The sequence below is a fragment of the Bowmanella yangjiangensis genome (genome assembly GCF_017255015.1).
Lineage (GTDB): Bacteria > Pseudomonadota > Gammaproteobacteria > Enterobacterales > Alteromonadaceae > Bowmanella > Bowmanella yangjiangensis.
In genome coordinates this window covers 18,449-43,283 of the sequence record NZ_JAFKCS010000005.1, presented here as the reverse complement: position 1 = coordinate 43,283, position 24,835 = coordinate 18,449, and the positions used below count along the sequence as shown (strand labels likewise).

Annotated in this window: 25 protein-coding genes; 7 read left to right on the top strand and 18 right to left on the bottom strand. The window is 49.7% G+C overall.

All coding sequences use genetic code 11. The annotated features are described in order from the left end of the window. Positions 1-12: 12 nt before the first annotated feature. Entirely contained in the window at positions 13-1,023 is a 1,011-nt protein-coding gene (gene trpS / locus J0A65_RS07125; RefSeq protein ID WP_206593449.1) for a tryptophan--tRNA ligase, read from the bottom strand. 41 nt (positions 1,024-1,064) lie between these two features. Next, positions 1,065-1,742, bottom strand: a complete 678-nt coding sequence (gene rpe, locus J0A65_RS07120; RefSeq protein ID WP_206593448.1) for a ribulose-phosphate 3-epimerase — start codon at positions 1,740-1,742, stop codon at positions 1,065-1,067. Between the two features lie 276 nt (positions 1,743-2,018). On the opposite strand from rpe, the gene J0A65_RS07115 reads away from it, so the two are divergent. From J0A65_RS07115 to J0A65_RS07105, 3 genes are all read left to right on the top strand, one after another. Continuing rightward, on the top strand, positions 2,019-2,693 hold the full coding sequence (locus tag J0A65_RS07115) for a TorF family putative porin (protein WP_206593447.1): 675 nt from the start codon (positions 2,019-2,021) through the stop codon (positions 2,691-2,693). A gap of 173 nt (positions 2,694-2,866) precedes the next feature. Beyond that, complete coding sequence (locus tag J0A65_RS07110; RefSeq protein WP_206593446.1) at positions 2,867-3,184, top strand: hypothetical protein; 318 nt, start codon at positions 2,867-2,869, stop codon at positions 3,182-3,184. After that, positions 3,184-3,375, top strand: a complete 192-nt coding sequence (locus tag J0A65_RS07105) for a DUF2970 domain-containing protein (RefSeq protein ID WP_206593445.1) — start codon at positions 3,184-3,186, stop codon at positions 3,373-3,375. Before J0A65_RS07110 ends, J0A65_RS07105 begins: the two co-directional genes overlap by 1 nt. Here the strand turns inward: J0A65_RS07105 and J0A65_RS07100 are convergent. From J0A65_RS07100 to pilM, 9 genes are all read right to left on the bottom strand, one after another. Then, positions 3,316-4,182 carry a Dam family site-specific DNA-(adenine-N6)-methyltransferase gene (locus J0A65_RS07100; RefSeq protein WP_206593444.1) on the bottom strand — a complete coding sequence of 289 codons (867 nt, stop codon included), beginning with the start codon at positions 4,180-4,182 and terminating at the stop codon, positions 3,316-3,318. The two genes, J0A65_RS07105 and J0A65_RS07100, sit on opposite strands and share 60 nt — an antisense overlap. Positions 4,183-4,247: 65 nt before the next feature. Beyond that, positions 4,248-5,651, bottom strand: a complete 1,404-nt coding sequence (locus tag J0A65_RS07095) for an SPOR domain-containing protein (protein WP_206593443.1) — start codon at positions 5,649-5,651, stop codon at positions 4,248-4,250. Positions 5,652-5,671: 20 nt separating this feature from the next. Continuing rightward, complete coding sequence (aroB, locus tag J0A65_RS07090; protein ID WP_206593442.1) at positions 5,672-6,742, bottom strand: 3-dehydroquinate synthase; 1,071 nt, start codon at positions 6,740-6,742, stop codon at positions 5,672-5,674. 28 nt (positions 6,743-6,770) lie between these two features. Then, positions 6,771-7,286 (bottom strand): shikimate kinase AroK, encoded by a 516-nt coding sequence (gene aroK, locus J0A65_RS07085; protein ID WP_206593441.1) that lies wholly within the window; start codon positions 7,284-7,286, stop codon positions 6,771-6,773. A gap of 215 nt (positions 7,287-7,501) precedes the next feature. Next, positions 7,502-9,262, bottom strand: a complete 1,761-nt coding sequence (locus J0A65_RS07080; protein WP_206593440.1) for a type IV pilus secretin PilQ — start codon at positions 9,260-9,262, stop codon at positions 7,502-7,504. After that, positions 9,255-9,794 (bottom strand): pilus assembly protein PilP, encoded by a 540-nt coding sequence (locus J0A65_RS07075; RefSeq protein WP_206593439.1) that lies wholly within the window; start codon positions 9,792-9,794, stop codon positions 9,255-9,257. Before J0A65_RS07075 ends, J0A65_RS07080 begins: the two co-directional genes overlap by 8 nt. Further along, positions 9,791-10,399, bottom strand: a complete 609-nt coding sequence (locus J0A65_RS07070) for a type IV pilus inner membrane component PilO (RefSeq protein WP_206593438.1) — start codon at positions 10,397-10,399, stop codon at positions 9,791-9,793. Before J0A65_RS07070 ends, J0A65_RS07075 begins: the two co-directional genes overlap by 4 nt. After that, positions 10,399-10,986, bottom strand: coding sequence for a PilN domain-containing protein (locus J0A65_RS07065; RefSeq protein ID WP_206593437.1), 588 nt, complete (start codon positions 10,984-10,986; stop codon positions 10,399-10,401). The genes J0A65_RS07070 and J0A65_RS07065 overlap by 1 nt, the downstream gene beginning before the upstream one ends. Continuing rightward, a complete protein-coding gene (gene pilM, locus J0A65_RS07060) occupies positions 10,974-12,044 on the bottom strand; it encodes a type IV pilus assembly protein PilM (RefSeq protein WP_416135300.1) in 1,071 nt (356 codons plus the stop codon). Before pilM ends, J0A65_RS07065 begins: the two co-directional genes overlap by 13 nt. A gap of 131 nt (positions 12,045-12,175) precedes the next feature. Here pilM and J0A65_RS07055 point away from each other — a divergent pair, with 131 nt between their 5' ends. Beyond that, entirely contained in the window at positions 12,176-14,725 is a 2,550-nt protein-coding gene (locus J0A65_RS07055) for a penicillin-binding protein 1A (RefSeq protein WP_206593436.1), read from the top strand. 48 nt (positions 14,726-14,773) lie between these two features. Here J0A65_RS07055 and argA read toward each other — a convergent pair whose 3' ends face one another. From argA to argC, 6 genes are read right to left on the bottom strand one after another with little or no spacing between them, the layout of a single operon-like run. Beyond that, entirely contained in the window at positions 14,774-16,084 is a 1,311-nt protein-coding gene (gene argA, locus J0A65_RS07050) for an amino-acid N-acetyltransferase (RefSeq protein ID WP_206593435.1), read from the bottom strand. Positions 16,085-16,095: 11 nt separating this feature from the next. Further along, positions 16,096-17,481: an argininosuccinate lyase gene (gene argH, locus J0A65_RS07045; protein WP_206593434.1), complete on the bottom strand. Its 1,386-nt coding sequence runs from the start codon at positions 17,479-17,481 to the stop codon at positions 16,096-16,098. After that, on the bottom strand, positions 17,481-18,698 hold the full coding sequence (locus J0A65_RS07040; RefSeq protein ID WP_206593433.1) for an argininosuccinate synthase: 1,218 nt from the start codon (positions 18,696-18,698) through the stop codon (positions 17,481-17,483). Before J0A65_RS07040 ends, argH begins: the two co-directional genes overlap by 1 nt. A gap of 11 nt (positions 18,699-18,709) precedes the next feature. Continuing rightward, positions 18,710-19,618, bottom strand: a complete 909-nt coding sequence (locus tag J0A65_RS07035) for an ornithine carbamoyltransferase (RefSeq protein ID WP_206593432.1) — start codon at positions 19,616-19,618, stop codon at positions 18,710-18,712. A gap of 31 nt (positions 19,619-19,649) precedes the next feature. Continuing rightward, positions 19,650-20,420 carry an acetylglutamate kinase gene (argB, locus tag J0A65_RS07030; protein WP_206593431.1) on the bottom strand — a complete coding sequence of 257 codons (771 nt, stop codon included), beginning with the start codon at positions 20,418-20,420 and terminating at the stop codon, positions 19,650-19,652. Further along, positions 20,417-21,442, bottom strand: a complete 1,026-nt coding sequence (gene argC / locus J0A65_RS07025) for an N-acetyl-gamma-glutamyl-phosphate reductase (RefSeq protein WP_206593430.1) — start codon at positions 21,440-21,442, stop codon at positions 20,417-20,419. Before argC ends, argB begins: the two co-directional genes overlap by 4 nt. Positions 21,443-21,670: 228 nt before the next feature. Between argC and argE the strand changes: the two genes are divergently transcribed. From argE to J0A65_RS07010, 3 genes are read left to right on the top strand one after another with little or no spacing between them, the layout of a single operon-like run. Continuing rightward, positions 21,671-22,819, top strand: a complete 1,149-nt coding sequence (gene argE / locus J0A65_RS07020) for an acetylornithine deacetylase (RefSeq protein WP_206593429.1) — start codon at positions 21,671-21,673, stop codon at positions 22,817-22,819. 11 nt (positions 22,820-22,830) lie between these two features. After that, positions 22,831-23,511, top strand: a complete 681-nt coding sequence (gene hxpB, locus J0A65_RS07015) for a hexitol phosphatase HxpB (protein WP_206593428.1) — start codon at positions 22,831-22,833, stop codon at positions 23,509-23,511. A 19-nt stretch (positions 23,512-23,530) separates the two neighbouring features. Then, a complete protein-coding gene (locus tag J0A65_RS07010; RefSeq protein ID WP_206593427.1) occupies positions 23,531-23,944 on the top strand; it encodes a methylglyoxal synthase in 414 nt (137 codons plus the stop codon). A 70-nt stretch (positions 23,945-24,014) separates the two neighbouring features. Here J0A65_RS07010 and J0A65_RS07005 read toward each other — a convergent pair whose 3' ends face one another. Beyond that, positions 24,015-24,788: a Spy/CpxP family protein refolding chaperone gene (locus J0A65_RS07005; protein WP_206593426.1), complete on the bottom strand. Its 774-nt coding sequence runs from the start codon at positions 24,786-24,788 to the stop codon at positions 24,015-24,017. Positions 24,789-24,835: the final 47 nt, after the last annotated feature.

The following is a 24,835-nucleotide window of genomic DNA, read 5'->3' as shown; positions in this document are numbered from 1 at the left end:
ACTTCATGCTGATTATCGGCTGGGTCGCGGAATAAAGCCCACTTTATCATATACAGCCGCCAGGGTTTTCGCTGCTCTGGCACTGGCTTTCTCGGCACCTTCCAACATAATGCGGTCAAGCTCAGCCTGATCATCACGCAACTGGTGGAAACGCTGTTGAATAGGTTCAAGCAGAGCAACTACCGCATCCGCTACGTCGGTTTTCAGATGCCCGTACATTTTCCCTTCATACTCAGGCACCAATTCCTCAATAGAGCGACCAGATGCACCGCTTAATAAGGTCAGCAGGTTGGAAACACCGGCTTTTTCTTTGGGATCGAAGTAAATGCGCGCCTGCTCATCAGAGTCTGTTACGGCTTTCTTAATCTTCTTGGCCACTTTCTTAGGATCTTCCAGCAAGCCGACAAAGTTATTGGGGTTGTCGTCTGACTTGGACATTTTCTTGGTGGGATCCTGCAAACTCATAATGCGCGCGCCAAATTTCGGAATATATGGCTTTGGCACCACAAAAGTATCGCCGTGTTGATTATTAAAACGAATAGCCACATCCCGGGCCAATTCCAGATGTTGCTTCTGATCATCACCTACCGGCACCTGATCAGCTTGATAAATCAGAATATCGGCGGCCATCAAGGTCGGGTAGGTAAACAGCCCAGCATTGATATTGGTCACGTTCTTGGCTGACTTGTCCTTGAACTGGGTCATGCGATTCAGCTCACCCATTTGGGTATAACAGTTCAATACCCAGGCTAACTGAGCATGCTCGGGCACCTGGGACTGAATAAACAAGGTACTCTGGTTAGGGTCGATACCGCAGGCCAGATATAACGCCAGGCCATCCAAGGTAGCATTGCGCAGTGCCAGGGGATCCTGACGTACTGTGATGGCATGCAAATTCACCAACATATACAGACAGTCATAGTCCTGCTGCATGCCAACCCACTGCTTGAGTGCACCCATGTAGTTGCCAATGGTCAGTTGTCCGGACGGCTGGCAGCCGCTAAGTACTATGGGTTTACTCATAACAGAATTTCCTGGTGTGTTGGGAGCTGCAATGCACAGCGTTACTTTATGTTGGCTTTAGCCAGTTCCTGACGCATGGCATCTATGACACTGGCATAATCAGGCTGATTGAAGATGGCAGAGCCTGCCACAAACATATCCGCGCCCGCTTCAGCGATGGCGCGAATATTATCGACTTTTACGCCGCCGTCAATTTCGAGGCGGATTTCTCTGCCTGATGCCTTTATCCGCTCTTTAACCAAACGTAATTTATCAAGGGTAGAGGGAATGAAGGCTTGCCCGCCAAAACCTGGATTCACCGACATCAGCAATACATAATCAAGTTTATCCATCATGTGATCCAGATAGTGTAGTGGCGTGGCCGGATTCAATACCAGGCCAGCTTTACAACCAGCTTGATGAATAAGTTGAACGCTACGATCCACATGCAAAGAGGCCTCTGGATGAAAGCTAATCATGCTGGCACCTGCGTCCGCAAACATGCTTATCAGATCGTCTACGGGTTGTACCATTAGGTGTACATCAATATCGGCTTGCACCCCATAATTGCGCAGCGCACTGCAGATCATAGGACCAAAGGTCAGATTGGGTACATAGTGATTGTCCATCACATCGAAGTGCACCACATCGGCACCGGCGGCCAGCACCTTTTCCACCTCTTCACCTAAACGGGCAAGGTCTGCTGACAATATAGAGGGGGCAATCAAGTATGGCTGCATGACATATCCGGAGAATTTTTTGAGCCCTTAAGATACAAAAAAACTTGCCCGCTTGCACCACCAGTGTCCTACCGCACCTTATTGGTGCAAAAAACCATCAACTCGGCGGGAATGAGGAAAGTCGCCCCCGCACACCTTCGGCCAAGTAACAAGTTTTATCCCATAAATAACAATAAGTTGCGTTACGAACGACGAATTAACCAATATTTTTCACAGGGCGGGCATCATGTTTGCTCAGTTCTTCACCAGCACGCTAATAAATAACGGAGAACACAGATGAAAATACGCAACACACTGCCTCTGGCCTTATTCGGCCTGTCAATGTTCAGCCAAGCCAGCTTCGCTGAAGTCTCTGCCAATATCGGCGTGACCAGCAATTACCTGTGGCGTGGCGTTACACAAAGTGCCGATGGTGCATCCGTGTCAGGCGGCATAGATTACAGCCATGAAAGCGGCTTCTATGCGGGCACGTGGCTAGGCTCCATTGACTGGGGTAATGGTAATGGCGTTGAAACCGACTGGTACGCCGGCTACAGCGGCGAGGCTGGCGACTTTGGCTATGATGTGGGCTATATCTACTACGCCTACCCCGAAGAAGAATACGACGATTCCAATTTCGGTGAAGTTTATCTTAATGGCTCTTTTGGCGATTTGGGTTTCGGCGTTGCGTATACGCTCAACAGCGACGCTGATGACGATGCGCCTTTTGGTAAAGGCGACCTTTACTACCATGTCAGTTACAGCTTCGCACTACCTCAAGATTACGCGCTTGGCCTGACCTATGGATACTACAGTTTTGATATCGATGAATCAGTGCACGGAGACAAGGACTATGGCCATGTGCAGTTAGATTTAAGCAAAGGGGATTTTACTTTCAGCATATCAAAAGCCGATGAGGAGTCCGGCGATGACGACACCAAGTTTGTTGTCAGCTGGGGAACCAGTTTTTAAGAACATGGTCAAAGGCCAGGTAAACCACCTGGCCTCAGAACTAATTTAAGGCAGATTGCCTGCCTTAAATCTGTTCAAAAATGCGACAAATACACTGCTTTGTGCGGTTAGGCTGGTTGTTCAAACTTTCAACTGACGTATAATGTCGGGAAGCAGATAGATTTGGATTTATCATGACCAGTAAAATCAGGACGATGTATTCAGCCGCCGTGGGGATAGCTTTATCTCTGACGGTTGTTGCCATGGTGCCTGCCGCTCAAGAGAATAGCCAACAATATAGTTATTGCAACTGCGATACAGGTGTCGAGCTGGATAGCAGCTTGCCATTGAGCCATCCTCAGAACCGCTGTGCTACAGGTTCTAAACAAGGGGTGAGTTGGTTATCTTGGTTGAAAGGCGGTAATCAATCCGTACAGTTTCATTTCCTCGACTTGCTTGAATTGCTCTCCAGACAAGTTGAACCCACCAGTGAACAGCGCACCAGCAGTTAATGAGTAGTCCAGGCTGGAGTCAGATACTAAAGAGTGTGTTGGCTAGCGCATTTGGTGTGCAGAGTGCTAAAAATCGTCAGCAGGACTTTGAAAACAGCGCGTCAGTACTGCCCTATCTGATTGTTGGTGTTCTATTTGTGACGATCTTTGTTGTAGGTTTGGTGTTTCTGGTTAACTGGTTGGTGAAATAGCGCCAATAGCTCATCCACTTTTTTACGCTTGTGCCCTTTCTGACTGATATAACGTCCCACCTTCAATTCAGATAAATTAGCGCCTTGGTAAATCTCGCGAGTCTGCTCGGTATCGTGATTGCTAATGAGTACCGGAATATTGGCACTTTTCACTATCAGTTTCGCCTGAATCGCAAGCTGCTTCTGCTCATCCATGGAAAAGCCATTGGTGGCGTAACTGGTAAAATTGGACGTTTTGCTAATTGGCGCATAGGGCGGATCGCAGTAAATCACATCACCCTCACCTGCCATGGCAAATACCTCACTAAAGGGTAAACAGGTGAACGTGGCATACTGTGCTTTCTCGGCAAAATAATTCAGCTCAGCTTCTGGAAAGTACGGCTGCTTATAGCGTCCGAAAGGTACATTAAACTTTCCGGAAAGGTTGTAGCGGCAAAGACCGTTGTAGCCATGACGATTCAGGTACAAAAACAGTAACGAGCGATGATAAGGATCTGAGCTCTGATTGAACTCGTCGCGCAAACGATAGTAGGTTTCAGCCTGATTAAATTCAGGAGCAAAAAAGCCTCTTGCATCAATTATATATTGGTCAGGCCTGAGCTGTAGCTCAGTATACAGATTGATTAAATCCGGATTGATATCGTTCAGCAGGTAGTCTGAGTACTGGGTATTAAGAAACACTGAACCCGCCCCGACAAAAGGCTCAATCAATCGCTGCCCGGTGGGCAAACGACTGCGAATCTCATTGACCAAAGCGTATTTGCCGCCTGCCCACTTCAAAAAGGCGCGACACTTCTTATTATCCATTCGAGCCGAACGCTGCTACACAAAGGCTGGATTGTAACTGAAAGCGCGGTTCAATTGGATTAAATTTATTGCATGCCAAGTAACTGAATTTCTTCCTGCACTTGCCTTACTGTTTTCGCGAAGGGATTTTCTGCCTGAACTGAGGCAGACAAGGATGAGGCATAGGCGCGAGCCTGCTCCAGGCTATCAAAAGACTGATTACTCAGTAATACGTACCAGGAACCGCCATAACGTCGCGTCTCATATCGCCAGGTAGTAGCTTCGAGTTGATTCGCTTGAATGAAATTACTCAATAGCGAAGCGTCACTGGCCGCTGACAATTGCAAAACAAAGCGGTTAGCTGCCAATGCCAATACCTCAGCTTCGTTCCAGGGATAAGTTAGGCTGACAGGGCTTTCTTCTTGATCGTCTTGCGCGGCAGGCAAAGATTCCTCCGTATCCGAAGGCCGTGCAATGCTCTCACTAGCTAACGCATCATTAACTGTTGTATCAGCAGTATTTTCTTCTGGCTTTACCTCAACTGCCACGGGGACCGAAGGCGGCTGTATTTTATCGGCTTGGCTTTGCCAATCCGCCACCAACTCATCTGATGTCGCTGAATCAGATAAGGGTAACTCACTGTTCACGTTGTTCTCATCTACAGCAGTGGCACTGGTTTCAATCACGGTGGCTTGTGGCTCCTGTGCAGCCAGAATTTCGGGGATAGGGGCTAGAGTTTCAGGCTCAGACTGTACCGCCAAAACTGCTGTTTTTTGCTCGTCACTTTGTACCCAATACGCCATAAGTTCATCTTTATAAAACCAGCCCAGCACGCTGCTGAAACAGATGGCAAAGGTTATTAGAACAAGTAGACGAAGTAGAATGGCTGGCCGCTTCGCACTGACAGGCTCAACCTGCACTTGTCTCGCTGCCAGTCGGGCATTAAATGCCTGACGTTTTTGCGCGATCATGCGCTCCAACTCAGTACCGGACAAAGCGTCTTGTTCGGTGAAATCGTAATTGACCTGAATAGGCAAGACAGATCCAGACAGTGAGGGTTTCACGCGTTCCGTCCAGTGTCGACTGCCAAACAAAATAACGCAGAAGCGCTGCTCATGTAGTTGTTGCACCACATGCCATAGCTCCCCGACCAATTCATCTGGCAACAAATCTGCAGCACTGATGCAGATCATCATAGGCTGTGGGTCTTTATCCAGTAACTTTTGCAGTGTTTGGGGCAGTGGGCGACGAGGGTCAAGGCTGATATTGCCCATTAATTGGTTGACCAAAGCCTGTCGAAAGTACGCGATGTCTTTGCCTTCACTGGCTTTAATATAAGCCAGATTGAACTCATCATCCTGATTGGCGAGAAACTCACCGGCAAAGGCTTGTTGATGCCCCGCACCTTCACCGGCAACAAAGATAAGGCCAGATGTAAAACTGGTCAGATGCGACAATCGTTTATGTAAATCAACAAAAGCTCTTTGCACAAAGCGGTTCCCAACATGGGCTAGGCGTCCAACACCTGTTTAAGCAGCCCGTCATCAATATCATCAGTTACCACAGCACTACCGATACTGGTTGGAATGACAAAACGAATACGGTTTGCCTGAACCTTTTTGTCATGCCGCATATGACGCATAAAGATGTCATAATCCATATTGTCAGGCGCACTGACAGGCAAATCAAAGGCCACTAGCAGATCCCGAATGCGACAAACATCTGACGCGGACAACCAGTTTTTGTGCTGTGCAACCACAGAAGCAAGAACAATGCCCGCTGCAACAGCTTCACCATGTAACCAGTTACCATAGCCCTGTTCCGCCTCGATAGCATGCCCAAAGGTATGGCCGAGATTTAACAGCGCACGAAGGCCACTTTCGCGCTCGTCCTTGGCGACAATTTCCGCTTTAATCTCACAACAGCGACTAATCACCTGCTGCAGCAAGGCCTGTTGTTTAGCCTTCAGACCTTGCTGATTATCTTCAAGCCAGGCAAAAAAGTCCGCATCATAGATCACACCATACTTAATCACTTCAGCCATGCCAGCAGCGAACTCTCGCTTGGGCAAACTGCATAAGGTCATGGTGTCGATAAGCACCGCTTGCGGCTGATAGAAAGCGCCTATCATATTTTTGCCCAGCGGATGGTTTACTGCGGTCTTTCCACCAACAGAAGAGTCAACCTGAGACAACAAAGTCGTCGGAACTTGAATAAATGGGATACCACGTTGATAACAAGCAGCAACAAAGCCGGTCAAGTCTCCAATTACCCCGCCACCGAAAGCAATCAAGGTGGTATCACGGGCAGCCTGAATTTCAAGCAGGCGACTGATTACGGATTCGAAACTTTGCAGTGACTTGTACTGCTCTCCGTCAGGTAACACTATGGTTTCAACCTGCAAGCCTTCGAGCAATTCGCGCATCAAAGCGCCGTGCAATACTTCGACTACCTGATTGGTAATGACCACCACTTTGGTGGTCTTCAAATGCTGGCGGAGTACATTGGGCTGACGCAGTAGATTCGCATCGATATAGATGGGGTAGCTACGCTCACCCAGTTCAACATTCAATTGGTTCATGAGCGTAGCCTCGCAAAAATGTAGGAAATTAGAGCCCGATTTTCTCGATAATTTGCGTTGCGACCGAGCGCGCGCTCTGGTCGTCTGTCTGTACAACATAATCTGCCACCTCTTCATACAGCGGATTACGTTGTTCTGCCAGACTGCGCAGCACCAGCTCAGGATCGTTATTTTGCAGCAGCGGGCGACGTTTATCACGCTGCGTACGGGCAACCTGCTTGTCGATGGTTGTCTGCAGGTACACTACGATACCTCTGGCTGCCAGCCTGTTGCGGACATTCTTGCTGATCACTGAGCCACCGCCTGTTGCCAGTACAATGCCCTGCTTTTCAGTCAGATCATTAATGACGTCTTCTTCACGTTGACGGAAACCTTCTTCACCTTCGATATCAAATACCCAGGCAATATCGGCACCAGTACGACGCTCAATTTCCTGATCTGAATCGAAGAATTCCAAGTGAAGTTCATCTGCAAGGTGTTTACCAATGGTGCTCTTACCGGCGCCCATAGGTCCAACTAGAAAGATATTACGTTTTTCGGCCATCTCTGTTTATGTCACACAACTAAAATTGAAAATGGATAAACTCAACCCCCGGTCGAATTTCAGGGGCGGGATTATCTCAGCTAAGCCGCTAGTTATGCAAGTTTTGATGACCTTTTAATCCATCTACCTTAAGCCGATGAATTAGGTCTGCGAAATATCGGAAAACATGGCGGGTTAAAAAGAAGGGGCGGGAAGGCAAGCCTTCCCGCATAAACTTACAACTGATTAGTCATGATACGTGGCGTTACGAAGATAAGTAACTCACGTTTTTCGTTGAAATCGCGGGAATTTTTAAACAGGTTACCAACCAAGGGTAGGTCGCCCAGCAAAGGTACCTGGCTTACGGCTTTAATCAGGTTCTGCTGGAAAATTCCTCCCAACACGACAGTTTCACCATTTTCAACCAATACCTGGGTTGAAATCTCCTGCGTATCGATAGCCACCGCGGGCCCTGTGGATGTTTGTACCGTATCACCACGGGTATCCTGAGTGACCACCAAATCCAAAATAATGCGATTATCCGGCGTGATATGTGGAGTCACTTTGAGGCTCAAAACAGCTTTCTTAAACTCAACGGAAGTTGCACCGCTTGAGGTAGCCTGCACATAAGGAATCTCAGTACCTTGCTCAATATAAGCTTCGTGCTGGTTAGCCACAGTAATGCGTGGACTGGCAATAATCTCGCCTTTATTTTCCTGTTCCAGCGCAGACAATTCGAGATCTAGTATGGTGCCATCTGCCAGCTTGGCAATGTGGAACCCAATGCGTCCTGCAGATGTACCTGCAACAGGCAAGTTAACATTCAGGCGATTGGCCAAGTCCGGAATCACGCCACCGGCAATGGTCTGCGCGCCTTCCAGCGAGCCAGAAACTCCATCAGTGTCTTGCTGATCACTAAAGCCCCAACGAACCCCCAGTTGCTCATCCACGTTATCACGCACAGTCACCATGCGAGACTCAATCAAAACCTGCTTAATTGGAATGTCTAGTTGCTTCACCATGGCTTTGGCTTCTTCAACATATTCCTGACTGTCTCTGATCAGCAGAGAGTTGGTGCGGTTATCCACGTTTACAGTACCGCGAGCACTGAGAATGCCCCCCTCACCGGATTTAAGAATAGTGGCCATTTCGGCCGCTTTGGCATAGTTAATCTGAATGGTCTCGGATTTGAGTGGTGCCAAGTCCGCAACTTGCTGTTGTGACTGCAAACGCTGAGTTTCACGGGAGGCCAGTTCCTCGGCTGGCGCAACCAGCAGAATATTGCCTTCCATACGCTTATCCAGGCCTTTGATCTTTAAAATCATGCCCAGCGCCTGATCCCAAGGCACATTAGTCAGGTTAATAGTGACGTTCCCCGTCACAGTATCAGTCGTCACCAGGTTGAAGCCGTTGATCTGAGCAATAACCTGCAAAACCTGGCGTACCGGTACATCCTGAAAATCAAGTGAAATAGGTGCACCGCTATAGTTGGCATCAGTCTGCATCTCAGCTACAGCGGCTTTCACTGGTGTGTCTACTTCGACCACCAGCACGCTGCCACTTTTCTGATGGCGGAACTGCATATCGCCTTGCATGGCAAATACAACCCGACTGCCTTTGTTCTGTTGAAAGGTTTCCAGCCATTGCACTGGGGTACCAAACTCAGTGACATCTAACTTATATAATAAGTCATCTCCCAGTTGGGTATCGGGCAGCATCAGTTCCAGGCCGTCTTTACTCTTAGCCAGGGCGGCACTGAACTCTTCATCATTGAACTGCATCTGAATTCGCGCGCCACCATTCTGATTACGGCTGAAATCCAGCGCAGTCATGGTGTGAGGCAGGGTAACACTTGCCTGCGGATCAACCAGCTCGACATCCTGTGCTTGCGCCAACTGGGACTTAACTCCCATCAGGCTTGCCAGAATCACCAGCATATAAGGTAGCAGCCGGTTACGTTTATTGAGTTTCTTGTTGAATATAAACCGCTCAGACATTCTTCTGTTCTCCTGCCGCTTGTGACACTGTTAGCGTGGCCTGCTTTTCCTGCCAGCATCCGGTGCCATCGGGCAGCATTTCAATAATGTATACATTTCCGTCCTTGATAGAAGTAATACGTCCAAAAAACAGTCCGAGATGGTCCCCGGCTTTTGCCTTGTGCAACGTACCGTCATTGGCCTGAATCAACGCCCAGGTCTGTTGCTGTCGGGTAAAAAATCCCTTAATCGACAGCGCGTCCGTACCATACTGCTCCAACGGATGTTTGGCACGGCTAAAATCAGGTTGCAAACAGTTGGCCTTCACCGTTTGCACTACATCTGCGCTTATACCCGACAGACGCTGGAACGGGCTGCGTTTATCTGCCACCTGGTACTTAAACGCAGGTGTCTTGCTAAACGTTGGATAAGGCTCAATGCTAATTTGGGTGTTCTGTTTGACTTGCGCAACAAACTCCTGCAAATCCTGCGTGTCTGACTGACACCCCATCAAGGTGCCAAGTACAGCCAGGCTCAATACATAGTGCTTCATTTACCTTCCCCCCGAACATTGGTGCTGGAGGTTCTGTAGGTCTTAGCCTGCAGGCTTAGCTTTAAGCTGTCACCTTCCTGACTAAGATCGAAATCGTGCACTGTCACGATCCGCGGCAAACCAGCCACATCAGCCAGGAACTGCCCAAATTCATGATAGCTACCACTGACTTCCATCTGTATCGGCAGCTCTGTGTAGAACTCTTTGGGAATTTCTTTCTGCCAGTTCAGTAGCTTGAAGTTCAAACCTGCCGATGTACCCACAAAAGTAATGTCATCCAATAACCCAGGCGTTTCATTACTGGTTGGCAGTGACTTCAGCATTGAGGAGAAGTCCTGCTGAATCTTGGCCAGTTGATCTTCATAGGCCTGCAAGTTCACTGCAATACGATATTTAGCCTCATAGGTTTGCTTGAGCTCAGCTTCTTTTTGCTCAGCACTGGCTAACACAGGTAGCTTGTCGTTCACTAATAAGTAGTAGCCTAATACACTGACCAAAATTGCCAGTATCAACGCAACCAGTGCCTTTACTTCAAACGGCCAAATCGCAACCTGCTCAAAATCCAGCTCGTTGACTTCTTTGAGTTTATTGAAATCAAACTTCATTATTTTTTCCCCTCGCCAGCTCCGGCAGCCAGAATTTCAGGCGCTACACTGGGGCTAATGTTGAAGGTCAATTTAAACTCACTTACCGCATCAGACTTACTGGTATCGGCAACGATTGAGGATAAGTCACCATTAGTGAAAACTTTTGATAATTCCAGCCGGCGCATAAACTCAGACAGTCGGTTATTTGACTCACTGATGCCCATCACTTCCATACGGTTGCCCTTGCGGCTTAACGTTCTGAAAGCCACACCAGGTGGAACAATCTTGGCCAATTCATCCATAACATGAGGCGCAGCATTGCGGTTGGCTTGCAACTGCTCAATTAACGCCATACGCTGCTCGACCTGCTTTTTCTGTTCCTTGATATCCTTGATCTTGGCAATTTGCGCATCCAACAAGGCAATTTGTTGATCAAGAAAACCGTTTCTCTTTTGCTGGGCCGCAATCATATTATCCACCACAGCACCAATGCCCCAGAAAATAGCCAGCGCCAGTAACGCCACCATCGCCAACATCACAATGTAATCTTTTTTATGCTTCTGGCGCTGAGCTTCACGCCAGGGCAGTAAATTTATAAATGCCACGGTGTAAAGCTCCTATGCGCCAGACCTACTGCAATAGCTAACTGTGGAGCCATACGCTGCAACTCCTCGCTCGATTTATTGTTCTTTATTTGCATAGTACTGAAAGGGTTGAACACCGAGACTTGTATTGAAAGCTCTTGTTCAAGTTCCTCTGCGATACCCGGCAGATTAGCCCCACCACCACTGATCAACAATGTTTGCGGCGCTTTACGGCTGGTTGAAGAGGCATACATCTGCAATGCCCTGCTGATTTGCTGTTGCAGATTGGCCAGATACATTGCACCATTTTGTTGGCGCCAGCCATCCGGCAAGGTGTTATCCATCAGTTGTTTTTCGGCTTCAGCTAGATCCATGCCATACACTAACGCCAGATCCCGAACCAGGCTGTCCATTCCAAAGGCATGCTCTTTGCTATAAATCACCTTGTCATTTTCCACCACGGTCAGTAGCAATTGACTGGCACCGAGGTTTACGCAACACAAGGGCACATCTTGCAACTGCTCTGGTCCATAGTGCAGCATGGCGGTTCCCAGAGCATATCCTTCAACATCCATTACCTTTGGTTCAAACTCAAGTTCGCGTAACAAAGTCACCCGGCTATCAATCATATCTTTGTGCGCGGCGCTAAGTAGGACATCTACTTTGCCTAAATGCACCTTGCTCTCGCCCAGTTCCTCAAAGTCCACGTAAACCTCATCCAGTGGATAAGGAATCAGACTATCGGCTTCAATCTCAATCTGCGCTTCCAACTCATGATCGGCTTGATCCGGGTCCATATATACGACCTTGGTAATTACCGATGCACCAGAAACCGCAGAGGCTACTGTCTTACATTTTGTCTTAAGCGCCATCTTTACTTTACGGATAGCATTACTGACTGCGTCGAAGTCTTTAATATCGCGGTCAACAAAAGCGTTACCGACAATTGACTCGCAAGCATGGGCAATAACTTGCACCTGTCCACCGGAACTGTTCAGCAACACACCCTTAACCGAGCGTGTGCCAATATCTAATCCCAACATGGCAGGCATTTTTTTGCTGAACAGATTCTCAAGCACGAAGGCTTCCTATTTTGTTAAACTAGCTGAAACCATTATTCACTAATTTTAATTAGTTAATGGTTCTAATAACGGTACATAGGTATAAAATATAAGCCATTTCTTTAGAAATGCTCTGATAACATAAATTTGTGAAGTATCTCAAACTCTTTATTCTGATTATTTTTTGCTCGGCGGTACTGGGAACTATCTCTTTGATCTCCCTTTACTTTTACATCAAGCCTGAGCTACCTAGTGTTGCCATCCTAAAGGATGTGCGACTGCAAACGCCAATGAAAATTTATTCTCAGGATGGATTGCTGATCTCCCAGTACGGAGTGAAACGACGCATACCTTTGGAATTAAATAACATACCTGACGGACTGATCCAGGCCATACTTGCCACCGAAGATTCACGATTTTACGAACACCCAGGAATTGATCCCATTGGGGTAATGCGTGCTTTCGCTAACCTGGTGATTACCGGGGAGAAAGGTCAGGGGGCCAGTACTATCACTATGCAATTGGCCAGAAACTTCTTTTTGAGCCCCGACAAAGCTTGGATGCGTAAGATTAAGGAAGCCTTTATCTCATGGCATATTGAGCAGGTGCTGACAAAAGACGAAATTCTCGCGCTCTACCTCAATAAGATAGAGCTGGGACACCGGGCATTCGGTGTCGGCGCTGCTGCACAAGTGTATTTTGGTAAAGACATTCGTGACCTAAGCCTTGCACAGTTAGCCACTATTGCCGGGTTGTTCAAAGCACCTTCAACACTGAACCCAATCAGCAATCCGCGACGCTCTAAGGAGCGCAGACGGGTGGTGCTGGCCAGAATGCTGGATGAAGGCTATATCAACAGGCAGGAATTCGAACAAGCCGCCAACGAAGATATCCAAGCCAAAAAGCACGGCGCTGAAATTGAATTAGATGCGCCCTACCTGGCAGATATGATTTATGCCGAGATGGTTGCCCGTTACGGTAAAGAAGAGGCCGAAACCGGTGGCTATCAGGTCTATGCAACGGTCGGTTCAAAATTGCAGCGCTTAGCTCAGCAAGCCACCATTCGTAATTTGCATGACTATGACGAGCGCCATGGTTTTAGAGGACCCATTCAGCAATTGTGGCAAACCAGTGAAGATGACGAGGCAACGGCTTGGAATGAAGCACAGATGCTGGAGTTTCTGGCAACCCAACCCAGCTTCAAGCCATTGCACCCGGCTATAGTTACCAAGGTTGAAGAGCAGCAGATCCGCGTTATCAATCAGCAGGGGGAGTACCTTGAGATCAATTGGGAAGGTCTTGCCTGGGCGCGCCCTTTTGTGACCGACACCAGTCAAGGCGATGAACCCAAAGTGGCAGCAGATATTGTCACGCCAGGTGCCCTGGTGTGGATAAGATTCAATGATGAAACCGGTATTTGGCAACTTTCACAGTTTCCAGATGCAACCGGCGCTTTTGTCGCACTGGACCCGGTCAATGGCGCAGTGCAAGCCATTGTCGGCGGTTACAGTTTCTATCAGAGTCAGTTTAATCGAGCCACCCAGGCTAAGCGTCAGGTAGGCTCAAATATTAAGCCCTTCGTTTATTCAGCCGCGTTGGAAAATGGCTTTACCCTGGCCAGTATTATGAATGATGCCCCCATCAACCAGTGGGACAGAAAGTCAGGTGTGGTATGGCGACCAAAGAACTCGCCGGAAGTATACGATGGCCCCATCAGAATGCGGGTAGCCCTGGGTAAATCCAAGAACGTCGTCTCCGTTCGTCTGTTACGTGGTGTCGGCATAGATAACATCATCCAGCATATGGCCAAATTTGGATTTAATCCGCAGGATTTACCTCGTGATGAGTCCTTATCTTTAGGCAGTGCCTCTCTGACGCCGATGGAAGTGGCCACTGGCTTTGCTGTCTTCGCTAACGGCGGCTATTTGATAACACCTCATATTATTGAGCGAATCGACAACGAGTTTGGTGAACCGCTATGGCATGCTACCCCCGCTGTAGCGCCATCCCCTTACATTGAGGAAGTAGCAGCGGAAGCGGCCGTCGACGAACAAGCCTTGTCGGATAATGTTATCCCAACAGAATATGCACCTTCCGTTATTTCAAGAGAAAATGCCTTTCTTACCCGCGAAATGATGAGCACCGCCATTACCGGCGGCGGCAACTGGTCTAAAAAGACCTATTGGCAAGGTACCGGCTGGCGGGCAAATAACCTGATGAGTCGTGACGACTTGGCAGGCAAAACCGGTACCACTAACGATTCCAAAGATACCTGGTTCAGTGGTTTGGGTGGCAACCTAGTGGCAACAGCCTGGGTTGGCTTCGATGACATGAGCCGCTCGTTAGGGCGCACCAGTCGCAATCAATATCTCATCAACCAGAACCCACAAAAATTTAATTGGATGGGTAACGCCATGGTGGGTGCGGAAGACGGTGCCAGAGTGGCACAGCCAGCCTGGATCCGTTTTATGCGTGAAGCGCTGGAAGGCGTGCCGGAAGCCTACCCACCAGTACCAGATGGCATTGTCACTGTGCGTATAGACCGTACCAGCGGAAAGCTGACTCAACGAACCGATCACACCTCCCGTTTTGAGTACTTTATCAAGGGCACCGAGCCTACTCAGTACGTAGACGAAGAGGAGTTTATCGATCCATTTGAGCAGGATACTCCGGTGCTTGAAACCGAAGATATCTTTTAAGCATGCACAAAAAAACGGGCGCCAGACGCCCGTTTTTTTACCCGCAACTTAGATTGCCAACATTAACACTTTAGAGTTTCGCTGGTAGTTGTAGAGTCGTTTCTTGCCCTCGGGCAGTTCTTCCACCCCAGAAGGCAGGAAACCCTGCTCCCTGAACCAGTGACCTGTGACGGTGGTCAGGACAAAGATGCGGTTCAGTCCCTGATCTTTAGCTTTCTCAATAATCGCATTCATCATCCGCTCACCGCGGTTTGAACCACGATAATCGGGATGGGTAACCACGCAGGCCAGCTCGCCCATACCCTCATCAGCATAAGGATACAAAGCCGCACACGCGATGATCATGCCGTCACGCTCAATGATGGTGAACCGGTCAATCTCACTTTCCAGCAATTCCCGAGAGCGTTTAACCAACACCCCTTTCTCTTCCAGAGGGTTAATCAGCTTGAGGATCCCACCCACGTCATCAATGGTGGCTTGTCTGAGCTGCTCGTAATAGTAGTGCGAGATCAGGGTGCCAACACCGTCACGGGTAAACAGCTCCTGTAACAAAGCACCGTCACGCTGATAGCTGACACAATGACAACGACTGACACCTGCATCCAGACTGGCGGCTACCGCAGACAGAATATTCGCAGTACGAATATCATGGGGCCGGTCTAGCTGTTTTTGCAGGCGATTGCGATCCAAATTGCGGATAAGCGTACCATTTTCATCCAGCAAACCGTCTTGCTCAGTGAACACAATAAGCTTGTCGGCCTTCATATGAATGGCCGCTTGGGTGGCGACATCTTCATGAGAAAGGTTAAATACCTCTCCGGTTGAGGAGTAACCCATGGGGCCAAGCAAGACAATGGAACCATCATTCAGATGGTCATTGATACCAGATACATCAATGCGACGCACCAACCCGGTCAGTTCATAGTCCACGCCTTCGCGCACGCCCATTGGCATCGCGACAACCAAGTTGCCGGAGCAGACCCTGATCTGTGAACCATGCATGGGCGAATTAGCCAGCCCCATGGTGAGTAAAGCCTCAACCTGAGAACGTACCGACCCCGCCGCATCCTTTACCGACTCGATGGTCTCTTTGTCGGTAATGCGTATGTCGTTATGAAAACGTAAAGGCCGGTTACGCAGCGCCTCACGCTGGTCTATCTGAGGTCGAGCCCCATGCACCAACACCAGACGTACGCCCAAGCTATTCAACAAGGCAATGTCATTGATGATATTGGCAAAATTGGCATCTTCCACTGCCTCACCGCCAAATACCAACACAAAGGTCTTGCCCCTGTGAGAATTGATATAAGGGGCTGATTGACGAAACAATTTCACATTGTCAGATTCAGATAGCACCACGCGAGACTCCTCTAGCACTGTTCGTCGGCAATAGCGGCAAGCTCGCGCTTAAGTGCCGCAAACACAGGGTTTTTACCCGTGCCACCCAGAATATTGCGCTTGTCCACCAGGTACTCCAACTGCAGCACAGGGTAAACATCATCACCAATCAAAGCGGAATGCTTCTGCATCTCTGCCAGACTCAGCTCCTCAATGGCTTTACCCTGGGCTAACGCAGTCAACACCACCTGACCTGAGATATCATGGGCAGTGCGGAAAGGTACACCTTTACCCACCAGATAATCCGCAAGCTCAGTGGCATTGGCGTAACCTTCACGTGCGGCCTGAGCACAGCGCTCGGTGTTCAATTCCACACTGTCGACCACTTCACAGGCAATCATCAGACAGATATGCCATTGATTGACGGCGTCAAAGGCACCTTCTTTGTCTTCCTGCATATCTTTATTGTAGGCCAGCGGTAACCCTTTCATAGTCACCAATAAGCCTTGCAAGCTGCCGAATACCCGTCCACATTTGCCACGGATCAGCTCCAGTGCATCAGGGTTTTTCTTCTGAGGCATCAACGACGAGCCAGAGGTAACATTGTCGCCCAGGCGCAGAAAGCCAGCTTCACCGGAATTGAAGAAAATCATGTCTTCAGCCATACGCGACAAGTGCATCATGCTGGTACTGGCACAAAACAGCAGTTCCAACACATAATCACGATCAGACACCGCATCCAGGCTGTTCTGACAGGGGCTGTCAAAACCCAGTTGCTCAGCAATGTCCTGACGATCAATTGCATACACAGTGCCGGCCAGTGCACCACTGCCCAAAGGACACTGGTTCATTCTGACCAGCAGGTCGCCCATGCGGCTGATATCGCGCTTGAACATCTCCACATAGGCTAAACACCAATGGGGATAGCGTACCGGCTGAGCGCGCTGCAGATGCGTATAACCAGGCAGAATTACATGCTGATGACGCTCGGCAGATTTCACCAATGCCGCTTTTAGCTGGCGCAGGTCCTGCTGTAGCTGCTGACAATGCTCACGCACCCACAAACGAAAATCGGTGGCCACCTGATCATTACGGCTGCGACCGGTATGCAGCTTGCGACCAATGTCGCCCAGCTGTTCAGTAAGCGCTGCTTCCACGAAGCTGTGAATGTCTTCTTCATTGCTGCCCGCAAAGTCCAGCTCACCGGCTTCGGCCTTGGTCAGCAGGCCATTTAAGGCCTGCTCCAGTTGCTGTTGTTCGGATTCAGTCAGGACACCGGCTTTGGCAATGGCACGAGACCAGACGATTGAACCACGAATGTCCTGACTGGCCAGATGCTGGTCAAACGGCAGGGAATCGTTCACCTGCCGGAACATGTCGCTGCTTCCGCCCTGGAAGCGCCCGCCCCACAACGCCATTAGGCTTGTCCCTTGTCTTTAAGGGCCTTGATACGACTGGCCAAGCTATACAAACGGATAAAACCTTCAGCATGGCTTTGGTCATACACATCGTCCGCACCGAAGGTAGCGAAATCTTCAGAGTATAAAGAGTTGGGCGAACGGCGCTGAACAACGGTGGCTTGACCTTTATATAGCTTCACCACGACATCGCCGGTGATCTGTTTAGCAAACGCCTGGGCGCCAGCCAGAATAGAATCTTTCAGCGGCGTGAACCAACGACCGTCATACACCAGGTGAGAGAATTCCAGACCCAGTTGCTCACGGAATTTTAGTGCGCTCTTATCCAGAACCAGGTGCTCCAGGGCCTTGTAAGCGGCCATCAGGATAGTTCCTCCCGGCGTTTCATAGCAGCCGCGGGACTTCATACCAACCAGACGGTTCTCAACGATATCCAAGCGACCAACACCGTGGGCTGCGCCAATCTGGTTTAACTTAACCAACGCCTGGTAGGGGCTGAGTTTTTCGTTATTAACGGACACCAGACGGCCTTGCTCAAAACCAAGCTGTACGCGTTCAGCCTGATTAGGGGCATCTTCTGGATCTACCGTCATGGTCCAAACTTGTTTGGTCGGTTCACACCAAGGGTTCTCCAGCTCGCCACCCTCATGGCTGATATGCCAAGCGTTGGCATCACGGCTGTAAATTTTGGTCGCAGACGCTGTGGTCGGCACGTTACGCTCGGCCAGGTAGGCCAACAGGTCTTCACGGGAATGCATGTCCCACTCACGCCAAGGAGCAATCACTTTCAGTTGTGGAGCAAGAGCAGCAAAGGCACCTTCAAAACGCACCTGGTCATTACCTTTACCGGTACAACCGTGACACAGTGCATCGGCACCAACTTTCAATGCCACTTCAACCTGCGCCTTGGCAATAATGGGGCGTGCCATTGAAGTACCCAGCAAATACTGACCTTCATAAACGGCACCCGTCATCACTGTGGGGTAAATGTAATCACCGACAAAACCTTCTTTCAGGTCAACAATATGGCATTCACTGGCGCCGCTGCGGATGGCCTTTTCTTCCAGGCCTTGCAGCTCTTCATCACCCTGACCCACGTCAGCCGCGAAAGCGACCACTTCGCAGTCATAGTTTTCTTTCAGCCATGGAATGATGGCGGATGTATCCAGACCACCAGAATAGGCCAATACCACTTTGTTCACTTGAGACTTTGACATTCTGTTTTTCCTTAGCCGAGCAGGCTGATTAAAATCGCATTCTGGGCGTGCATCCTATTTTCTGCCTGTTGAAGCAGAAGCGAACACTCACCATCAACTAATTCACTGGTTATTTCCAGATCCCGATGAGCTGGCTGGCAATGCATAGCATAAGTCGCACCGCAGCTGTCCATCAAAGCGTTGTTCAATTGATAAGGTTGGAACTTATCTTTAATTTGCGCCAGTGGTGTTGTATCCCCCATGGATAACCAGGTATCGGTATACAAGAACTGACAGCCAGTGGCTGCACTCAACTCGTTACTGGCGGTTATCTTACCGCCGCTGATTTGGGCAAGACGAGACGCCTGATCAAGGATTTCTTGCTTCACTTCGTGACCAACCGGCGTGATCACCCGTACATCGGCACCCAGGATAGCCCCCATCAATAATAGTGAGTTACTGACATTGTTACCGTCACCTATATAAGCCAGACGACAGCCTTCCACCTCACCAAGCACTTCCTTGATGGTGAGAAAATCCGCCAGCGCCTGACAAGGGTGATACAAGTCACAAAGGGCATTGATGACCGGCACCTTCGAGGCTTCGGCCATCTGCACTAGGGTGTGATGACTATAAACCCGGGCTACAATGGCATCGGCCCAGCACGCCAGGTTAGCGCCCATATCACGGGCATCTTCACGGCCAGCCAGCTTTCCGGCCTGGCTGTCCAGATACACCATATGGCCACCCAACTTGTTGATACCTATGTCAAAGCTGACCCTGGTACGTAATGAAGGCTTCTCAAACAGAGCAGCGACGGCTTTGCCATCCAGCGCCTTACGATAGGCAGATGGATTTTGCTTAGTCTGTTGAGCCAGCTCCAGCAGGCTCAGTAGTTCTGCTTTGCTCCAATCAGCAAAAGTCAGCAGATCCTTTTTCATAGGTCTTTCCCCAGTTTCCCCTAAATGGGTTTCAGTCAGGATAAATACGCGTTCCGGCGGACTGATTGCCCGCCAGGCGCAACAAAGATTCGGGTTGTTTCCAACTGGCGATAGTAACCGGCACGCCAATATCACGTGCAGCACTGAGCGCAGCTTCAACTTTGACAGTCATGCCGTCACGGATAACACCAGCGTCGATTAATTGCTGAATTTGTGCGGCATTCAGTTCGCTGAGCAGTTGTTTGTCTGCGTCTAATACGCCAGCCACATCAGACAACAAAATTAGCTCGCCATGTAACAGTTGGGCCATCACAGTGGCCGCCTGGTCGGCATTAATGTTGAGTAACTGACCGGATGGGTCGGCACCAATAGAACTGACCACGGGCAGATAATCCTGGCTAAGTAACAACTTCAGCAAGGTGGCATCAGCGGGCTCAACACTGCCCACTGCACCATATTTAGCGTCCATCGGGGTACACTTCACCATACCGCCGTCAGTCAGTGCCAGTCCCACAGGGTTCAGACCACTAGCGATGGCTTGCGCCACCAGTTGCTTGTTAGCCGTTCCAGCCAACGCACCCACAATATAAGGCATTTGTTCGGCACTGGTGACCCGCAAACCATCTATCTTGACGGTTTTCAGATTCAGGGCCACCATCCACTCTTCTACAATCGGGCCACCACCATGTACTAACAACACAGGTCGGCTTTTTTGCAACTGGGCTAACACATCAAGCAGGGCTTTGGCTGCTTGTGCATCACCAATAAAAGCACCACCGACTTTAACGATTAAGGGTTTCATACGGTTTTCTCCGCCAGCCCCGTCTCAGGGGCGTAGCCAAAACGGATATTGGCGCATTGCAAGGCTTGTGCGGCTGCACCTTTTAGCAGGTTATCAATGGCACTGGTCACCACCAGATGCCCGGACGTTTCATCTAGCTTCCAGTGCAAATCGCAATAGCAGGTACCCGCCACTTCGTCGATCTTCGGCCAGCTACTGCGAATCCGCACCATAGGATTGCCCTGGTAGGCGGCGTTATAAGCATCACTCACCTGAGATGCCGTTACATCGGCTTTAACCTTAACGGTTACCGTGGCCAAAATGCCACGTTTGAAATTGCCCAGATGCGGCGTGAAGATAACCTGACGTCCCAACTCGGCAGAAATTTCCGGCTGATGTCTGTGCCCAAGCACACCGTAAGCTTGCAGACTGACTTCACAGTAACTGGTGTTCAATGCGGCTTTGCGTCCGGCACCGCTCACCCCGGATACCGCATTAATTACCGGCCACTGCTGTTCATCCAACAGTCCACAGACTTGCAAAGGTTTCAGTGCCGTCAGAGACGCCGTGGGGTAGCAGCCAGGTACCGCCACCAATTTGGCCTGACGAATTTTATCCCCATGCCAGTCAGCCAGTCCGTATACCGCATCTTGCAGCAGCTCTGGTTGCTCATGGGCAAAGCCATAAAAACGCGCAAAGATGTCTTTGTCTTTCAAACGAAAGGCGCCGGACAGGTCCATCACCACAGCCTTGCCAGAGGTGAGGGTGGCCGCCCATTCATGACTGGCTTCGTGTGGTGTGGCCAGAAAGATCAGGTCATAGTCTGCGGCCAGTTGCGCCAGCTTATCTTGCGATAAGGGTTGCAAGGGCATATCCAGCAAGCCGGTAAAACGACCATATAAGTCGCTGAGCAACTTTCCTGCGTCCTGACTGCCTTGTGAGACAAACAACGCCGCTAGTTCAAAGCCCGGATGTTTAGCAAGCAATGCCGCCAGTTCTGCTCCGGTATATCCACTGGCACCAACAATACAGGTTTTCATCATGATAAGAATTTTCGAAGTGTTAAAGACAACAAGTGTAGCAAAATAAGGTTACAAGCCCGCGAAAGCGGGACAGAGGCTAATGTCGTCGCCTGGCGAGAAGTAAAAAAGATGGCGGCAAATTTTGCTGCATTAAGGGATCTGGATGCACTAAAGTATGAATTGTGAGATACTTTGCCACCAAACACATATTTATTCAACAATTGTGCATATTTATTTTGTGAATTTATTATGAAAATGCCGCATTTCCTGGACGCTTACAAACAAATCATTGCGCACCCGACCATCAGCGCATTCGATGAAAAAATAGACCAAAGCAACCTAGCATTGCTGCAAATGCTAGGCAGTTGGCTGGAAGATTTAGGCTTTCACATAAGTATTCAGCCGGTGCCCAATACCCGGCACAAGTTCAATTTACTGGCCCGCATTGGTAGTGGTGATGGTGGACTGTTGCTGGCCGGCCACTCAGATACTGTTCCTTTCGATGAGGGGCGATGGCAGTTTGATCCTTTTAATCTCACGGAAAAGGATAACAAGCTGTACGGGCTGGGCACCTGCGATATGAAAGGCTTCTTTGCCTTTATTCTCGAAGCCCTGCGGGATATTCCGTTAAACAAGCTGAACAAGCCGCTATATATTCTGGCTACCGCCGATGAAGAAACCTCGATGGCAGGCGCACGTTTCTTTGCCGAACAACAGCTGATCAAACCCGATATGGCCATCATTGGTGAACCAACCGGGCTAAAACCCATTTGCAAACATAAAGGTCATATGGCGCATACCCTGGATATCACAGGTAAAGCAGGCCACTCCAGCGATCCGGACAAAGGTGTTAATGCCATTGAGATCATGTACCAGGCGGTAGGCGAACTGATGAAACTCAGAGACCAACTGGCGGCTCAGTATGTGGATCCGGCCTTTAGCGTGACCAAAACCACCATGAATCTGGGTCATATACACGGTGGCGATGGTGAGAATCGTATCTGTGGTCATTGCCGGCTGAACTTTGATTTACGCGCCGTGCCCGGTCTTAGTGACGATGAAGCCATTGCACGCATTGACCAGGCGCTGGCGCCAGTTTACACCGCTTACCCAGGCCGCTTAAGCCGCGCCTTAATGTATGACACCGTGCCATCTTTTGCCAGCCGGAATGAAACAGACTTGCTGGAACTGGCAGAACAATTTACCGGCTTTAGCGCCACCAGTGCCAATTACTGCACCGAGGCACCCTTTGTCAGCCAGCTAGGTTGCGACACCTTGGTGTTAGGACCGGGAAGCATCGACCAGGCCCACCAGCCGGATGAGTTTATTTCCTTAGATTACGTTAATCCGACCATTAATTTACTGCGCCATTTAATCGGCCAGGTCTGTTTGAAATAGTGGAGAGAAGATTGCAGTTACAAGCAGTGATTTTTGATATGGATGGCCTGCTGATTGATTCAGAGCCATTATGGCGTCAGGCCGAGCAGGAAGTATTTGCCACAGTCGGCATTCGTCTGACCGAGTCTATGTGCTTTCAGACCACCGGCCTGAGCACCGAAGAAGTAGTGCGCTACTGGTATCACAGTTTCAATATTGACCGTCAGGATGTACAAGAGGTCGCGCGCAAACTGGAAGATAGAGTCATAGAGTTGGTCCAGCGTAAGGGCCAGGCCTTACCCGGCGTGTATGATTTGCTCCAGCATTGCCAGAGCCTGGGTTTGACTCTCGCCGTGGCATCGGGCTCTGTCGGTCGCTTAATTGAAGCGGTGCTGGATAAACTGCAACTGCGCGACTACATAGGTTTATACCACTCAGCAGAACATGAAGTAGCAGGCAAACCAAACCCAGCCGTGTATCTCACTACCCTGAACAAGCTCGGATTAGATGCCGCCCGTTGCGTCGCATTTGAAGATTCGGCCCGTGGCGCCCAAGCCGCCAAAGCTGCCGGACTCTTTACTATTGCCGTGCCTGAAGCTGGTCATAAAGACCCGGGTAAATTTACTATGGCGGATATTCTGCTCGACTCCTTGGAGCAGGCGCTGGATTTACCGCAATTCCAATGGCCTAATAATCAGAAACTGGCTGGCTGACACCTAACAGGACCTATTCATGCAAAAAACCTTGGCTCTGGTAGCCCATGATCATAAGAAGCCCGATCTGATTGGTTGGGCTAAACAACACAGAGCGATTTTGGCCAGACACAAACTGGTAGCTACCGGCACCACAGGCGGGCTGCTGTCTGACGAGTTAGCTTTACCCGTGCACCGCTTTAAGAGCGGTCCCCTTGGTGGCGACCAGCAGATTGGCGCATTAATTGCCGAAGGTACCCTGGATGCCCTGTTTTTTTTCTGGGACCCGCTTAATCCAGCCCCTCACGACCCGGATGTGAAAGCGCTGCTAAGACTTTGTAGTGTTTGGAACCTGCCGGTAGCCTGTAATGAAGCCACCGCAGATCTGATGATTACATCGCCCCTGTTTGAAGACAGTCAGCACGTACGTAAATTACCCGATTACGGTAAATAGGTGGGCTGACAGCTGCAACTAAGAAGGTCCATCGGGCTAGTGCCGGATGGACCCTTATCAAATGCCCCGGCTAGTCTGGCTTGTGCGGACGAGGGTGAGATCTATCCTTGTGCGCTTTATGTCGCTGTTTAAACTGCTCAAGCTTGACTTGCTGCTCCGCCGTCAGCAGGTGATAAAAATCATAGCGTTGTTTCAGTCTTTGCAAAGCAGCGGTTTGGAACTGCGGCTGATACTGCTCGTACAGACTCTGCCAAGCCGCTTCGGTCAGGCTTGCTTTCTCTATCAACGCCAGCTCCTGCCCATCAAATGCTTGCATTAAGCTGTGATTTTGCTCACGATTTGCTTTAGCTTGCGCCTGCAGTTCAGCCAGGGTCGCCTGCTGCTCATCGCTTAACCCCAGTTTCTTCAACCAACGCCCACTAAAGGGGGCCCGGTCAGGGCGGTCAAAGCGCTCTTCTTGCATATCAGCCCATACTTCGCGTTGCTCTTCTGTCAGCAGATTCCACACAGCTTGGTCCATCTGAGCCCGTGCCCACATAGCGGTGCGGCGCTCAGCCTGCGCCTCGCTGAGTAAAGCCAACGCGGCTTGCTCATCCCAGCTTGGCGCTTCGATCAGTGCCTGTTTCTGTTCATGCAGTATCTGGCCGTCTTCGCGAAATACCCGGCGATCTTCCCGGCTTTGCTTGAACAATGTCCGGATATCCTGACGCTGCTGTTCACTTAATTGCAGCTCTTCAAACATCTTGTGCATCGGCCCATGGGGTGGCTCTTTGGCTTGTACTGTTGCCCCAAGGGATAAACCAATAGCCAGGGGTAATAGCAATTTTCTAGCAAATGTTCTCATAACAAACTCCTTGGTTGACTCGAGAACCAGTCTAGCCATTGCAATGC

Bases quoted from the DNA above. Each gene is read 5' to 3' on its own strand.
- argH (WP_206593434.1), bottom strand. From the start codon at position 17,481: ATGGCGTTGTGGGGCGGGCGCTTCCAGGGCGGAAGCAGCGACATGTTC.
- J0A65_RS07115 (WP_206593447.1), top strand. From the start codon at position 2,019: ATGAAAATACGCAACACACTGCCTCTGGCCTTATTCGGCCTGTCAATG.
- J0A65_RS07110 (WP_206593446.1), top strand. From the start codon at position 2,867: ATGACCAGTAAAATCAGGACGATGTATTCAGCCGCCGTGGGGATAGCT.
- J0A65_RS07010 (WP_206593427.1), top strand. From the start codon at position 23,531: ATGCAAAAAACCTTGGCTCTGGTAGCCCATGATCATAAGAAGCCCGAT.
- J0A65_RS07035 (WP_206593432.1), bottom strand. From the start codon at position 19,618: ATGAAAAAGGATCTGCTGACTTTTGCTGATTGGAGCAAAGCAGAACTA.
- rpe (WP_206593448.1), bottom strand. From the start codon at position 1,742: ATGCAGCCATACTTGATTGCCCCCTCTATATTGTCAGCAGACCTTGCC.
- aroK (WP_206593441.1), bottom strand. From the start codon at position 7,286: ATGGCCGAAAAACGTAATATCTTTCTAGTTGGACCTATGGGCGCCGGT.
- argC (WP_206593430.1), bottom strand. From the start codon at position 21,442: ATGATGAAAACCTGTATTGTTGGTGCCAGTGGATATACCGGAGCAGAA.
- J0A65_RS07070 (WP_206593438.1), bottom strand. From the start codon at position 10,399: ATGAAGTTTGATTTCAATAAACTCAAAGAAGTCAACGAGCTGGATTTT.
- J0A65_RS07040 (WP_206593433.1), bottom strand. From the start codon at position 18,698: ATGTCAAAGTCTCAAGTGAACAAAGTGGTATTGGCCTATTCTGGTGGT.
- J0A65_RS07075 (WP_206593439.1), bottom strand. From the start codon at position 9,794: ATGAAGCACTATGTATTGAGCCTGGCTGTACTTGGCACCTTGATGGGG.
- argE (WP_206593429.1), top strand. From the start codon at position 21,671: ATGAAAATGCCGCATTTCCTGGACGCTTACAAACAAATCATTGCGCAC.
- J0A65_RS07100 (WP_206593444.1), bottom strand. From the start codon at position 4,182: ATGGATAATAAGAAGTGTCGCGCCTTTTTGAAGTGGGCAGGCGGCAAA.
- J0A65_RS07005 (WP_206593426.1), bottom strand. From the start codon at position 24,788: ATGAGAACATTTGCTAGAAAATTGCTATTACCCCTGGCTATTGGTTTA.
- argB (WP_206593431.1), bottom strand. From the start codon at position 20,420: ATGAAACCCTTAATCGTTAAAGTCGGTGGTGCTTTTATTGGTGATGCA.
- aroB (WP_206593442.1), bottom strand. From the start codon at position 6,742: ATGAACCAATTGAATGTTGAACTGGGTGAGCGTAGCTACCCCATCTAT.
- trpS (WP_206593449.1), bottom strand. From the start codon at position 1,023: ATGAGTAAACCCATAGTACTTAGCGGCTGCCAGCCGTCCGGACAACTG.
- J0A65_RS07105 (WP_206593445.1), top strand. From the start codon at position 3,184: ATGAGTAGTCCAGGCTGGAGTCAGATACTAAAGAGTGTGTTGGCTAGC.
- J0A65_RS07080 (WP_206593440.1), bottom strand. From the start codon at position 9,262: ATGTCTGAGCGGTTTATATTCAACAAGAAACTCAATAAACGTAACCGG.